We start from the raw sequence: 13,505 nt of genomic DNA on the forward strand, positions 1-13,505 counted from the left end.
CCGCTCGTGCTGGTGCCCACCGCGCCGGACGGTCGGTGCGCCGGGGGTGGTGCCATTGTCCCGGATCGGCGAGGTGTTGGGGAGGCTCTTGTCCGTGCTGTGGACGAGTGACGCGCTGGGCCCGTCCGGGGGGAGTTGTCCGCTCATTCCGCGCCGCTCCGGGGGAACGCCGAGTCGCGGTAGCGCGCGGCGGCGGCGAGGAGCCGCCAGCCCGCCGTCGGGTGGTCCGCGTCCACGGCGACGCGGTCCAGCAGACGGCTGTCGCGGAGCAGTTGCAGGACACGTGCGGCGAGGTCGTCGGGGTCGGGGACGTGGCTGAGGACGGTGCGCGACCACTGCCGGGTGTCGTCGTCGACGACCGAGGCGAGTTCGGCGTCGAGCAGCTCGGCGGGGATCGGGACGGCGTGGCTGAAGGACGGTGGGGCGAGCATGGTGGCGAGGCGGGACAGCAGGGTCAGGGCGGCCTGGCCGACGGGGCCGGGGCCGGGGAAGGTCGCGGGCTGCTCCGCTCCTCGGGCGTCGGCCGCGGTGTCGCCGGGCATGATCAGGGCCACGCCCTCGGCCCGGACCTCGGTGTCGCAGCCGAGCAGTTCGGCGAGTTCGGCCGCGGCCCGCCACTGGTGTCCGGCGAGTCGGGCGCGGTGGGCGGTGTCGAGTTCCGTGCGGTAGATGACGGCGGTCTCGGCGAGGAGGCGACGCAGGGTGAGTTCGACCGCGCGGGCGTCGGAGGAGACGGCGTCGCTCTGGGTGAGGTCGATGAAGTCCTCCGGGGTGGTGGTGGAGTGCGGTGCGCGGGCGAGCACGTGCGCGGCGACCCCGTGGTCGACGTCCAGGGCGACCTCGCGGGTTCCGTCCGTGGCGTAGTCGGCCAGGCTGCCGCTGGTCTCGGTGAGCGCGCCCCAGGCGACGAGCCTGGTGAGCCCGGCGACGAAGGCGCGGCGCTCCCCGAGGCGGCTGCGGGGGTCGATGTCGAGTCCGGCGTCCCGGGCCGCGGCGCGCACTCCGGAGGCGAGCTCGGCGACGGTGGTGCGGGGGTCGGCGTCGGCGAGGGCTGCGAGGGTCAGGGTCAGATAGGTGTAGGCGCGGGGGGTGAACGGTGCGCCGCTGTCCCGGTGCAGCGGGGTGGCGACCGTGTGGACCAGGCCGGTCTTGACGAGCCTGGCGTGGTCGTCGGCGACGACCAGTTCGTAGCCGAGGACGCGCTGGAAGCGCCGGATGAGCCAGTCGGAGTGGGCGTGGACGAGCGCGAAGTCCTCGGGGTGGCTCCGCGCGGTGATGAGCGGGTCCGTCAGCAGTCGACGGGCCGCGGCCTGGCGCTCGATGGTGAGAGCGATGTCCTCCTTGGCCGCCACGGTCTGGCGTCACCTTCCTGACTGGTGCGTGTTGGGTGGGCTTGCGGACGGTCGGGAGCGGGGCCGCTACGCCTGGGGGGCGGTGGTGTCCGGCGTCCCGTCCGTCTCCGTGTCGGTCTCCTCCGCCCCGTCCCGATCGTCCCGGTCCTCGGACCCGTCCCGGTCCTCGGTCTCCTCCGCCCCGTCCCGGTCCTCGGTCTCCGACCGGTCGAGGTCGACCTGGGCGTAGGAGGTGGCGCGCAGCCGCAGCCCGTTGAGGGTGAGATCGCCGCCGTCCTCTCCGATGACGAGTACGGCGCCGGGATCATGGCGCACGTGCAGGCGGATGTCGAGTTCGAGGTCTCCCGCGCTGACCGGGCCGGCGGTCGCGTCACCGGAGCCGAGGGCGCGGGTGAGGAGTTCCATGAGGACGCCCAGCGCGGCTTCGGCCATGGCGAGACGGCCGGTGCGGGGGGTCGGTGCGGCCAGCAGGGAGCGCACCTCCTCGGCGGCGGAGCGCCGCCAGTGGGCGGCGGCCTCGGCCGTGTCGCGCAGCCGCGCCTGCTGTGCGCTGTGGTCCTCCACCGCGGCGAGCGAGCCGTGGCCGCCGGGACGCGCCGTCGAGGTGTCGGCCGCGGGGGTGTCCCACCAACTGGCCGCCGCCGCGACGGCGTCCTCGGTGCTTCCGCCCAGGTGCCTGGCCGGGTAGAGGGCGAACGCGGCGGTGTACAACCGGTGCGCGGTGGCGGTGTCGGCCTGCTCGAACCAGGACGCCAGCCTGAGCACGGCGGCCCGGCCGTGCGGCGTCTCCGCACGTCGGCTCTCCGACTCCCGGATCACTGAGTCACCCACACCTCAGCAGACTAGAGACATCCCGCTACTGTTGCGTCCCGAATCCGCTGAGATCTGGCTCGCTCCTGTCCGAAATCCAGGTTGTGAGCTGCCGATTCACCGGGAGTGGAAGTCTTGGGAACCGGTGCGCACCGGGCCGGGTCCGGTCGCCGCCGGGAAGCGGCGGCGACCGAGCGGGCGCCGTCAGTCGCGGTCCTTGGCGTAGTCTCCCGAGGTCTCCCAGTCGAGGAGGACGACGGTCTGCTCGCCGACCACCCAGGCGTCGTGTCCGGGCGCGATCCGGATCGTCTCGCCCTGCGCGGCCTCGAACTCGCTTCCGTCGGCCATCCGGATGCCGAGCGTGCCGGAGAGGATGTAGCAGAAGTGGGTGTAGGTGCACAGGTCGGTGCCCGCGATCGGCTTCACGTGCTGCGACCAGCGCCAGCCCGGCTCGAAGACGGCGCGGGAGACGTCGTTTCCGTTCATCCGGAGCAGTTCCACGCGGCCCTTCTCGAAGGTGCGGACCTCGTCGGCGTCGGCGAAGGTCCGCTTCTGGGTGCGCGGCGGAGTGGCGGTCCCGCTCTCGTCCCAGGCCTGGACGCTGGACTGCCGCACGATCCTGCCGCTGCGCAGGTCGAGCATGGACATGACCATGACCTTGGAGTCGTCGGGGTAGGTGCACCTCTCGACGTAGGCGGCGTGGTCGCCCTGGACGACGAACTGCTGGACCTCGTGGCGCATGTCCTGGGCGAAGATGTCGCGCAGCGACCTGCCTATGGCGTCGCGGCCGTGCAGTGCCAGCGGTTCGCTCGGCGGCCGGGTCTGGTCGATGAGCACGTAGTCGGCGTCGTTGTCGAACCTGGCGAGTATCGCGTCGACGTCGCGGCTTTCAATGGCGCGGCTGATCTCTTCCTGAAGAGTCACGGCTGCCTCCAAACCGGGGTCCCGGTGGTTCCCCTCATAGGTCAGCCTGCACACGGCGGGCCCCCGGAGTAACCCAAGCCGGAGTCATCTCCGCGTGAAGTCTTCGGGTGCGCTCCGGTCGGCCTCACCCGGTGGGGCGCGCGGCGGTGATCCGGCGGAAGGCCGCTTCCATGGCCTCTGTGAGGCCGGTCCGGCCGCTCTCCGCGGCGACCAGCGCCGTGCGGTAGCACGCCACGGCCGTCCCCACGGCGAGGGTCGCGGTCTCGGGGGTGGCTCCGTACCGGGTGAGCAGGTCGGTGGCGGTCTGGACGTAGCGCTGTTCCTTCAGCAGGTTGCGCGCGGTCAGCGCGGGGTTGTCCCGGATCAGCCGCTCGCGCACGCTCTTCCACTCCGACCGGGCGATGCGCGCCGCGACCTCCCGCACGCCCGCGTGGGCGACGGCGAGGGAGTCCTCCAGCGAGTCACCGATGGGGGCCAGGGGGGAGGCGGCCCGTTCGATCTCCGCGGTGAGCGCGTCCAGCAGCACTCCGTCCTCGGCGAAGAGAACCTCCTGCTTGTCGGTGAAGTACCGGAAGAAGGTGGTGCGTCCGACCTCGGCGCGTTCGGCGATCTCGTTCACCGTGACCGCCTCGAAGCCGCGCTCGGCGAACAGGCCCATGGCCGCCTCGACGATCGCGTCCCTGGTGCGGAGCTGTTTTCGTGCGCGGAGTGAGAGACCGCTGCGCTCGTCCACTTCTGCCACGTGCCCAGGGTAACCGGGCCCACTTCCCCTATTTCGTGGAACCTAGTACCTTTTGGTACTGAGTTCCACATTGGTGCGCGGTACGCCGCGCGGAAAGGCGGAAGACAGATGAACGCGACCAGATCCGTGCTCGTCACCGGCGCGTCGTCCGGCCTCGGCAGGCACGCCGCGGCCGACTTGGCCAAAGCGGGCTGGCACGTGGTGCTGGGCTGCCGCGACGTACAGCGGGGAGCGGACGCCGCGGCGTGGATCCGCGGTCGGCACCCCGACGCGAGCCTGGAGGTCCTCGAGATGGACCTCGCCTCCCTGGCCTCGGTGAGATCGGCGGCGCCGCGACTCGCGTCGGCGGACCGGCCGCCGCTGCACGCCGTGGTCTGCAACGCGGGGGTCCAGGTGGTCGACGGCATCCGGAGGTCCGCCGACGGCCACGAACTGACCTTCGCCACCAACCACCTGGGCCATTTCCTGCTGGTCCGACTGCTGCTCGACCACATCGCCGAACCGGGGCGCGTGGTGTTCGTCGCCAGCAACACCCACCTCGGCCCGGAGCACAGCTACGGCTTCCCCGGGCCGGTGTGGGCGGATCCGATCCGGCTCGCCGACCCCGAGCGCTCCCCCGTGGACGGCTCCCCGAAGGGCGGTCGGCAGCGCTACGCCACCTCCAAGCTCGCCAACGTCTACACCACCTACGAGCTGGCCCGTCGCCTGGGCGAGCGGCGGATCACCGCCAACGCCTTCGACCCGGGGCTGATGCCGCAGACCGGCCTGTCCCGCGACTATCCGCCGCTGCTGCGGCGGATCTACCTGGCGCTGGCCCCGGTGATGATCCGTCTGCTGTCCCGCGCGTACTCGGTGGAGGACGCGGCCTCCGCCCTGGCCTGGCTGGTGGACTCCCCCGAACCGGCCGAGGTGACCGGCGGCTACTTCGTGCTCAGGCGGCAGCAGCCCAGCTCCCCGGAGTCCTACGACCAGGAGCGCGCGGCCGAGCTGTGGCGCGCCTCAGAGGAGCTGACCGGCGTGCGGGTCTGAACGGCCCCGGACGGGAGCGGCGGAGCGCAAAGAAGCGGCCTCCACCGGGTTTTCCCCGGTGGAGGCCGCTTCTGTGAGGTGTGGCAGGTGTAGGGTTCGAACCTACGTAGGCTGAGCCGGCAGATTTACAGTCTGCTCCCTTTGGCCGCTCGGGCAACCTGCCTGGTGGCGCGCTCGCCTTTCGCCTCGCGCATGAACGAGGATAGCGGACAGCGGCGCAGACACGAAATCGAATACCCGCGCCCCACGCCCCGCGCCCCACGGTGTTCGGACCTCCGGCGGGCTAAGCTCTGTCACTGCTGTGGCCGGGGCGGCGCGCCGCCCCGGCCACCGACCGATCGCCGTCCGGGGCCGCACCAGGCGGCCCCGGCCCAACACACCTCGGGGGTGCGAGCACACGTGGCTGCCGAATCCAGCTTCGACATCGTCTCCAAACTCGACCGGCAGGAGGTGGACAACGCGGTCAACCAGACCGGCCGGGAACTGTCCCAGCGCTTCGACTTCAAGGGGACGGGCTCGACCATCTCCTGGTCCGGCGAACACGCGGTGGAGATCAAGTCGACCTCCGAGGAGCGCGCCAAGGCCGCGCTCGACGTGTTCAAGGACAAGCTGGTCAAGCGGGGCGTCTCCCTGAAGGTTCTGGACGCTCCCGACGAACCGAGGGTGTCGGGCAAGGAGTACCGCCTGCCGATCGCGCTCAAGGAGGGCATCAGCTCCGAGAACGCCAAGAAGATCTCCAAGATGATCCGGGACGAGTTCCCCAAGGGCGTCAAGGCGCAGATCCAGGGCGACGAACTGCGGGTCAGCTCCAAGAAGAAGGACGACCTCCAGGCGGTCATCACCATGCTGAAGAACAGCGACCTGGACGTGGCACTGCAGTTCGTGAACTTCCGGTAGGGGTCCGGGCCGTCCCGGCCCCGGGCGGAGGGCGTCCAGGAGTGCCCCGCCGTCGGCCCGTGCCCCGGAGTTCCTCTCGCCAGGCCCTCGGCTCTCACCGGTTCCCCGGCCCCGGGGAGGCCGGATCAGTCGCGGCGCCACCGTTCGGCCAGGGCCTGCAGGCGCCGGACGCGCTCGCGGGTGGGCGGATGGACGGCGAAGAGCCGTCCCGCCCGCTGGTCGGCGAACGGGTTGGCGATCATCAGGTGCCCCGAGGTGAGCAGCCCCCGGTGGGCGGGCAGCGGATGGGTGCGGGCCGTGACCTCGATCCGGCGCAGGGCGTTGGCCAGACCGGTCGGGTCCCCGGTGAGGCGGGCCGCGGCCTCGTCCGCGTCGAACTCGCGCGCCCGGCCGACGGCGGAGCGGATGACCATCGCGGCGAGGGGGCCGACCGCCAGGAAGATCAGTCCCTCCAGCAGGCCCTGACCGTCCTCGTCCTCGGAGTCGGCCAGGGGCAGCAGGAGGGACAGCGCGGTGAGGGACGTGATGCTCAGCGCGAGCATCGCGGCCACCGTGCCCACGATGGTGTCGCCCCTGCGCAGGTGGGTCAGTTCGTGCGCGATGACGCCGCGCAGTTCGCGTTCGTCGAGCAGCGCGAGCAGCCCGGTGGTGCAGCACAGGGTGGCGCGTCGGCGGCTCCACCCGGTGGTGAAGGCGTTGGGCGCGACCGTGGGCGACAGGTACAGCCGGGGCATGGGCTGGCGCGCCTCGGTGGCGAGTTCCCGGACGATCCGGTACAGGCCGGGCCGCTCGATCTCACTGACGGGACGGGCGTGCATCGCACGCAACGTCATGGTGTCGCCGAACAGATAGACGAGGCCGTTGACAACGATGACGGTGACCACGGCCAGCTTGAGTCCGATGATCCCGCCGCACGCCCACCCCAGGACGATCACCAGCATGGAAAGACCGGCCACGAGCGCCACCGCACGGAACGCGTTGTGCCGCACGATCACTCCCCCTCCGTGCCCGCATGGTCTTGACCTGCCCGCTCAGTTCACCGTGACCAACGTCCGGGCCAGGCCTGTGCGTTCCCCGGAGGAGGCGAGGAACCTCACCTCCGCGCGGCGCGTCTCCCACGTCCACCCCTCCCAAACTGTGCGAACCATAGTCATCTATAGTGCGACTGTGATTTCCGCTACCAGGATCCCCTCCGGAGGGTTCACACCCGTCAGACGGCGACATGTGGACCTGCTCCGGATCAACGGCGGGCTGTGTCCGCCCTGAGACCGCGACCGGTTCTCGGGACCGCTCCCGGCGACCCGGCCCGCGGTCTCCCACCCCGACCCTTCCGGCATGTTCCTGTTTCGGATACGCGTAGGCTTCTTCAACGAAGTCTGAAGGCGAGTGCGGCTACGGCATGGCCGCCGACCGCCGCACTAGGGTGAGAGCACCTTGGAACAGCGACTGACGCCGTGGCGGACCAGCCACCCCTCGCCACGGCGAGACTGAGGCAAACCCCAAGCCGCCGCGTTCCGCGTGGCGACTTCACTAGGAGGTCGGCGATCTCAGTGCCCAAAGAGATCCAACAACTCGACCGTGTCATCATCCGCTTCGCCGGGGACTCCGGCGACGGCATGCAGTTGACCGGTGATCGGTTCACCCAGGAAACCGCGTCCTTCGGCAACGACCTGTCCACACTGCCGAACTTCCCGGCGGAGATCCGTGCCCCCGCCGGGACGCTGCCCGGCGTGTCCAGCTTCCAGCTGCACTTCGCCGACCACGACATCATGACCCCGGGCGACGCCCCGAACGTGCTGGTGGCGATGAACCCGGCCGCGCTGAAGGCGAACCTGGAGGACATGCCCAAGGGCGCCACGATCATCGTCAACACCGACGAGTTCACCAAGCGCGCCCTGGGCAAGGTCGGCTACGCCGCCAGTCCGCTGGAGGACGGGTCGCTGGCCGACTACAAGGTCAGCCCGGTGCCGTTGACCTCGCTGACGGTCAAGGCGCTGGAGTCCTTCGACATCTCCAAGAAGGACGCCGAGCGCGCCAAGAACATGTTCGCGCTGGGACTGCTGTCGTGGATGTACAACCGTCCCACCGAGGGCACCCTCGACTTCCTGCGGACCAAGTTCGCCAAGAAGCCCGAGATCATGGCCGCCAACATCGCGGCGTTCAAGGCGGGCTGGAACTTCGGCGAGACCACCGAGGACTTCGCGGTCTCCTACGAGGTCAAGCCGGCCGCGCTGCCCTCGGGCCGCTACCGCAACATCACCGGCAACCTCGCCCTGTCCTACGGGCTGATCGCCGCCTCCCGACTCACCGGGCTCCCGTTGTTCCTGGGCTCCTACCCGATCACCCCGGCCTCCGACATCCTGCACGAGCTGTCCAAGCACAAGCGGTTCGGGGTGCGCACGTTCCAGGCCGAGGACGAGATCGCCGGCGTGGGAGCCGCGCTGGGCGCCTCCTTCGGAGGGGCGCTGGGCGTGACCACCACCTCGGGTCCGGGCATGGCGCTCAAGGCCGAGACCATCGGCCTGGCGGTGATGACCGAGCTGCCGCTGGTGGTCATCGACGTGCAGCGCGGCGGCCCCTCCACCGGTCTGCCCACCAAGACCGAGCAGGCCGACCTGCTGATGGCGATGTTCGGCCGCAACGGCGAGTCGCCGCTGCCGGTGCTGGCGCCGCGTTCGCCGTCGGACTGCTTCACCATCGCGGTCGAGGCCGCGCGCATCGCCACCAAGTACCGCACCCCCGTCATCCTCCTGTCCGACGGGTACCTGGCCAACGGCTCCGAGCCGTGGCGGATTCCGGACGTGGCCGAACTGCCCGACCTGGAGGTGGAGTTCGCGCACCGGCCCAACGGCGACGACGGCGAGTTCCTGCCGTACCTGCGGGACGCGCAGACGCTGGCGCGCCCGTGGGCGGTGCCGGGCACGCCCGGGCTGGAGCACCGCATCGGCGGCATCGAGAAGAGCAACCGGACCGGTGAGATCTCCTACGCCCCGGCCAACCACGACCTGATGGTGCGCACCCGGCAGGCCAAGGTCGACGGCATCGCCGCCGACATCGAGCCGCTGGAGGTGGACGACCCGACCGGTGACGCGGACGTGCTCGCGCTGGGCTGGGGCGGCACCTACGGGTCGATCGCCACGGCGGTGCGCCAGATCCGCCGGGCGGGCGGCAGAGTGGCACACGCCCACCTGCGGCATCTCAACCCGTTCCCGGCCAACCTGGAGGAGGTGCTGCGCCGCTACGAGCGGGTGGTGGTGCCCGAGATCAACCTCGGCCAGTTGGCCCTGCTGCTGCGCGGCCGCTTCCTGGTCGACGTCATCAGCTACACCAAGGTGCGTGGCCTGCCGTTCAAGTCCGAGGAACTGGCGGGTGTGTTGCAGGAGGTCATCGACCGTGCCGAGTGAGAACAACAGCAACGGGTCCGCGTTCCGCGGCCTGAGCCTGGTGCCCGCGAGCACCACCCAGTACAAGATGAAGGACTTCAAGTCCGACCAGGAGGTGCGCTGGTGCCCCGGCTGCGGGGACTACGCCATCCTCTCGGCCTTCCAGGGCTTCCTGCCCGAGTTGGGGGTGCCGCGCGAGAACATCGTGGTCATCTCCGGCATCGGCTGCTCCTCCCGGTTCCCGTACTACCTGTCCACCTACGGCATGCACTCGATCCACGGGCGTGCGCCCGCGATCGCCACGGGTCTGGCGGCCTCCCGTCCGGACCTGAGCGTGTGGGTGGTCACCGGGGACGGGGACGCGCTGTCGATCGGCGGCAACCACCTCGTCCACGCGCTGCGCCGCAACGTCAACCTCAACATCCTGATGTTCAACAACCGGATCTACGGGTTGACCAAGGGCCAGTACTCCCCCACCTCCGAGACGGGCAAGGTCACCAAGTCCTCGCCCATGGGCTCGCTGGACACCCCCTTCAACCCGGTCTCGCTCGCGCTGGGCGCCGGCGCCACGTTCGTGGCGCGCACCGTGGACTCGGACCGCAAGCACCTGACCGGGGTGCTGCGCGCCGCCGCCGACCACCCGGGCGCGTCCTTCGTGGAGATCTACCAGAACTGCCCGATCTTCAACGACGACGCGTTCGCGCCGGTCAAGGAGCCGGGCGAGCGGGACATGCGGCTGCTGCGCCTGGAACACGGCCAGCCGCTGACGCTCGGTGAGGACCGGGGCGTGGTGTTCGGCGACTACGGCGAGCTGGCCGTCGCCGACGTGGCCGAGGTGGGCGAGGACCGGCTGGTGGTCCACGACGCCCACCGCGACGACCCGGCCTACGCCTTCGCGCTGTCCCGACTGGACGAGCCCGCGTTCGCGCACGTGCCCGTCGGTGTGTTCCGCAACGTGGACCGGCCCACCTACGACCAGGCCATGAGCGACCAGGTCGCCCTGGCCGAGCAGTCACAGGGCCCCGGTGACCTGGCCGAACTCCTCGCCGGCAACGACACCTGGACCGTCGGCTAGCAACGGGTCCGAAACGGTCCCCACGGGCGCGCACCGAGTCGGGTGCGCGCCCGTTGCGGTGCCCGCCCCGCCTCCACACGGCACCGGTCGGATTCCGGGCACACGCGATGACAAATATTCATGAAACGTTTCCTTCTTCGCCTCCGGACAAGGAAGGAAACGTTAACCTCTGTCATTTGTGACCACCTTCTTCCGCCGTTCCTCCGTTCCCGCACCCGTCGCTCCTCCACCGACCCGTCCGGGAGGCGGCGCCCGCCCCCTCCCGGACGCCAGAGGCACGCTGGCCGTGGTGGCGACCGCGGCCGCGGTCCCGTTCCTCTCCCTGGTCGCGCTGGTTGTCGGAGGCTGGGGTCCGCTGCTGTCCCTGGACTCCGCCGTCGCGGAACGGTCGTACACGTGGGTGCGCCCCCGCCCGGAACTGGCGCACGGACTCCAGTTGTGGACGGAGGCGTTCGGCACCTGGTCGATGCGGATCGTCTGCCTGCTGACCGCCGCCTGGCTGGCGGTGCGCCGCCTCTTCGTCACCGCCCTGTGGGCGTGCACGGCGGTGTTCACCGCGAATCTGGCCGGGCTGGTCACCAAGCTCACCGTGGCGCGCCCCCGACCCGAGTTCGCCGATCCGGTCTCCGTGGGCGTGGGCCCCTCCTTCCCCTCCGGTCACGCGCTGATGGCCGTCGTCGGCGCGGGGGTGCTGCTGCTCGCGGTTCTGCCGCTGCTGCGGGGGGTCTGGCGCGGCGTGGCGTGGGTCGCGGCGGTCGCCGTCGCGGCGAGCACCGCGCTGAGCCGTCCGCTGCTGGGCGTGCACTGGCTCAGCGACATCGCCGCCGGGGCGAGCCTGGGCGTGTGCGTGCTCGCGTTGACCCTGCTGGCCTGGACGTTCCTGCCCGCGGCGGTGCGCCGCTGGGATCTCCCGGTCCGTCCCTGAACCCGTCCGGTCCGCGACGGTCCGGGGATCTCACAGGACTGTCGGGCATCAGGCGTTACCCTTCGGTTATGCGTATCGTCATCGCCGGAGGACACGGCAAGATCGCCCTGCGTCTGGAGCGGCTGCTGGCCGCGCGCGGCGACTCCCCCGTGGGCCTCATCCGCAACCCCGACCATGCCGACGACCTGCGTGCGGCCGGAGCCGAACCCGTGGTCGTCGACCTGGAGACGACCACCGTCACCCAGTTGACCGAGAAGGTGATGGGCGCGGACGCGGTCGTGTTCGCCGCCGGAGCCGGTCCCGGCAGCGGAGCCGCGCGCAAGGGGACCGTGGACCACGCCGCCGCGGTCCTGCTGGCCGACGCGGCCTCGCTGGCGGGGGTGCGCCGCTACCTGATGGTGTCGGCGATCGGGGTGGACGAGGGGCCCCCGCCCGACGCCGACCCGGTGTGGGCGGCCTATGTCAACGCGAAGAAGGCCGCCGACGACGACCTGCGGAGCCGCGGCGAGCAACTGGACTGGACGATTCTGCGCCCGGGGCGGCTGACCGACGAGCCGGGAACCGGGAGGGTCCGGCTCGCGCCCAAGGTGGAGAGGGGACCGGTCCCCCGGGACGACGTCGCCGCGGTGCTCGTGGCCCTACTGGACGCTCCGGCCACCGTCGGCCACGTTCTGGACCTGGTCAGCGGGGACACCCCGATCAGTGACGCGGTGGCCGCCGTCGGCGGTTAGCGAACACGGTCGCGGGGCCGCGCCGTGGACCTCCCCGCCCCGCCGACGCGCGGTCGGCGCGCTCCACCACGGAGCCGGGGGTCCGGGCGCGTGCCCCGCACGCACCCGGCGGCGCGCCGAGTCGCCGGGGAATGTGCGCCGATTCGTGTCCTCCCACGGCAAACTCTCTCGGCCCCCGGTGGCTCTAAAGGGGCAAAGAGGGCATCATGGTGGAGATGGCCCACGGGTCTTCTCCGCGACAGGCGCGGATGACAGCAGCGCTCGACAGCGCTCGTCAAGGGCAGATGGGTACGGTTACAGATGAGCGTCACACAGGTCGTCAGGGACAGCACCGTCGTCGAGCACGCCAAGGTCGCAGCTCAGCAGAAACGCAGGATGTTCGTGGTGCAACTGCGCGTCAACACCTACGACGAGCCCTCCAGCAGCGTCCGGCCGGGCCTGACCCGCATCCTCGAGGGCATCGAGGAGGCCGGTTGGCGTCTGGAGCAGATCTCCTACACCCAGGACGCCAACGGTGAACCCGCCCAACTCTGCGTCTTCCGTCCCGCCCCCGGCAGCGAGCCCGAAGGGGCCGAGGAGAAGAAGGCCGAGGCCGAGCAGCAGCCCCAGCCGCAGCCGCACACCGGCCAGCAGCAGCCCTACCAGCAGGACCCCTACGCCAACAACTACCAGTACCCGCAGGGGCAGCAGTACGACCCGCAGCAGGGCTACGGGCAGCAGCCCTACCCCGGTTACGGCCAGCAGCAGGGCTACGGGCAGCAACCCTACCCCGGTTACGGCCAGCAGCCCTATCCCGGCTACGGCCAGCAGCAGTGGTGAGGTCCTGACAGTCGAACGGCCTCCGGCCCCCGTGGGCGCGGAGGCCGCCGTGTTCGGGCGGCCGGACCGGCTCCCGGCCGGTGCCGCGCGGTCTCACCGCCACGTGTGCCAGCGGGCCTCGGACACCTTGTCGAAACCGAGGTCAGCGCCCACCGCCAGCCCCTCGGGACTGGCGGCCGCGACCGCCCCCCGGTCCGGGCGGTCGGCGAGCGCACGGCTCAGCAGAAGCCGCGCGATTCCGCGTCCCCGCTGTTCGGGGAGGGTGACCAGCCAGTGGACTCCCACCGTGGCGCCGTCGTCGTAGGTGCAACACGCCGCGGCCGGGACCCGTTGCCTGCGGACCAGCCACACCCGCAGACCGGGCACGGCGAGCGCGTCGGCGGGCAGCAGCCGTCCCGGAACGGGCGGCCACAGGTCGAGGTGGGGGAATCCGTGGACGATGACGTTCTCGGCCTCGCGCAGTTCCTCCGGACCGGTGACCCGGAGGAACTCCAGGTCCGCTTTCTCCGGTGCTCGGCGGACCGGCATCGGCGGTCTGGCCATGATCGGCCGCCGGACCGTGCGGACTCCCGTGCTCCCGGGCGGGTGGAGCGTGCCGAAGGGGTCGTCGACCAGTCCCGCCTTGGCGTCGAGGAAGGCGCGGGCGGCGGCGGGGAGTTCGCGCAGTGGTCGGCGCGTGACGACGCGGACGAGACCGAGCCGCGGTTGGCTGAGGACCACCAGTTCGGGACTGTCGTGGAGAACCTCGGTGTGGGTGTGGCCCAGCGCGATCCACAGCGCGGCGGTGTTGGCCGCGTAGCTTTCCGGCATTGCCCGTC

13 protein-coding genes and 1 tRNA gene are annotated in these 13,505 nt (G+C 71.1%); 7 read left to right on the forward strand and 7 right to left on the reverse strand.

From position 1 onward, the window contains the following. Window positions 1-143: 143 nt before the first annotated feature. From NI17_RS16440 to NI17_RS16455, 4 genes are all read right to left on the reverse strand, one after another. Window positions 144-1,352: a TIGR02678 family protein gene (locus tag NI17_RS16440; RefSeq protein WP_068688234.1), complete on the reverse strand. Its 1,209-nt coding sequence runs from the start codon at window positions 1,350-1,352 to the stop codon at window positions 144-146. A gap of 66 nt (window positions 1,353-1,418) precedes the next feature. Further along, a complete protein-coding gene (locus tag NI17_RS16445; protein ID WP_084012408.1) occupies window positions 1,419-2,171 on the reverse strand; it encodes a DUF2397 family protein in 753 nt (250 codons plus the stop codon). Window positions 2,172-2,366: 195 nt separating this feature from the next. After that, window positions 2,367-3,086 (reverse strand): nuclear transport factor 2 family protein, encoded by a 720-nt coding sequence (locus tag NI17_RS16450; protein ID WP_234401658.1) that lies wholly within the window; start codon window positions 3,084-3,086, stop codon window positions 2,367-2,369. A gap of 124 nt (window positions 3,087-3,210) precedes the next feature. Continuing rightward, window positions 3,211-3,828 (reverse strand): TetR family transcriptional regulator, encoded by a 618-nt coding sequence (locus NI17_RS16455; protein WP_199859932.1) that lies wholly within the window; start codon window positions 3,826-3,828, stop codon window positions 3,211-3,213. 108 nt (window positions 3,829-3,936) lie between these two features. Here NI17_RS16455 and NI17_RS16460 point away from each other — a divergent pair, with 108 nt between their 5' ends. After that, on the forward strand, window positions 3,937-4,857 hold the full coding sequence (locus NI17_RS16460; protein ID WP_068688230.1) for an SDR family NAD(P)-dependent oxidoreductase: 921 nt from the start codon (window positions 3,937-3,939) through the stop codon (window positions 4,855-4,857). An 81-nt stretch (window positions 4,858-4,938) separates the two neighbouring features. Here the strand turns inward: NI17_RS16460 and NI17_RS16465 are convergent. Beyond that, window positions 4,939-5,020 (reverse strand) — tRNA-Tyr (locus tag NI17_RS16465). A 236-nt stretch (window positions 5,021-5,256) separates the two neighbouring features. On the opposite strand from NI17_RS16465, the gene NI17_RS16470 reads away from it, so the two are divergent. After that, entirely contained in the window at window positions 5,257-5,754 is a 498-nt protein-coding gene (locus tag NI17_RS16470; protein ID WP_068688228.1) for a YajQ family cyclic di-GMP-binding protein, read from the forward strand. A gap of 125 nt (window positions 5,755-5,879) precedes the next feature. Here NI17_RS16470 and NI17_RS16475 read toward each other — a convergent pair whose 3' ends face one another. Then, window positions 5,880-6,743, reverse strand: a complete 864-nt coding sequence (locus NI17_RS16475; protein ID WP_199859938.1) for a M48 family metalloprotease — start codon at window positions 6,741-6,743, stop codon at window positions 5,880-5,882. Window positions 6,744-7,304: 561 nt separating this feature from the next. Between NI17_RS16475 and NI17_RS16480 the strand changes: the two genes are divergently transcribed. The 5 genes from NI17_RS16480 (at window position 7,305) to NI17_RS16500 (ending at window position 12,687) form a co-directional block, all read left to right on the forward strand. Continuing rightward, entirely contained in the window at window positions 7,305-9,158 is a 1,854-nt protein-coding gene (locus tag NI17_RS16480; RefSeq protein ID WP_068688226.1) for a 2-oxoacid:acceptor oxidoreductase subunit alpha, read from the forward strand. Then, on the forward strand, window positions 9,148-10,212 hold the full coding sequence (locus NI17_RS16485) for a 2-oxoacid:ferredoxin oxidoreductase subunit beta (protein WP_068688224.1): 1,065 nt from the start codon (window positions 9,148-9,150) through the stop codon (window positions 10,210-10,212). The genes NI17_RS16480 and NI17_RS16485 overlap by 11 nt, the downstream gene beginning before the upstream one ends. 286 nt (window positions 10,213-10,498) lie before the next feature. Then, window positions 10,499-11,137: a phosphatase PAP2 family protein gene (locus NI17_RS16490; RefSeq protein ID WP_199859931.1), complete on the forward strand. Its 639-nt coding sequence runs from the start codon at window positions 10,499-10,501 to the stop codon at window positions 11,135-11,137. Between the two features lie 68 nt (window positions 11,138-11,205). Further along, window positions 11,206-11,868, forward strand: a complete 663-nt coding sequence (locus NI17_RS16495) for an SDR family oxidoreductase (protein WP_068688220.1) — start codon at window positions 11,206-11,208, stop codon at window positions 11,866-11,868. Window positions 11,869-12,168: 300 nt separating this feature from the next. Next, window positions 12,169-12,687, forward strand: coding sequence for a hypothetical protein (locus tag NI17_RS16500; RefSeq protein ID WP_068688218.1), 519 nt, complete (start codon window positions 12,169-12,171; stop codon window positions 12,685-12,687). 93 nt (window positions 12,688-12,780) lie between these two features. On the opposite strand, the gene NI17_RS16505 is transcribed toward NI17_RS16500, so the two are convergent. Continuing rightward, entirely contained in the window at window positions 12,781-13,497 is a 717-nt protein-coding gene (locus NI17_RS16505; protein ID WP_119267925.1) for a GNAT family N-acetyltransferase, read from the reverse strand. Window positions 13,498-13,505 lie beyond the last annotated feature (8 nt).

The sequence above is a fragment of the Thermobifida halotolerans genome, assembly GCF_003574835.2.
In the GTDB taxonomy this organism is placed as follows: Bacteria; Actinomycetota; Actinomycetes; order Streptosporangiales; family Streptosporangiaceae; genus Thermobifida; species Thermobifida halotolerans.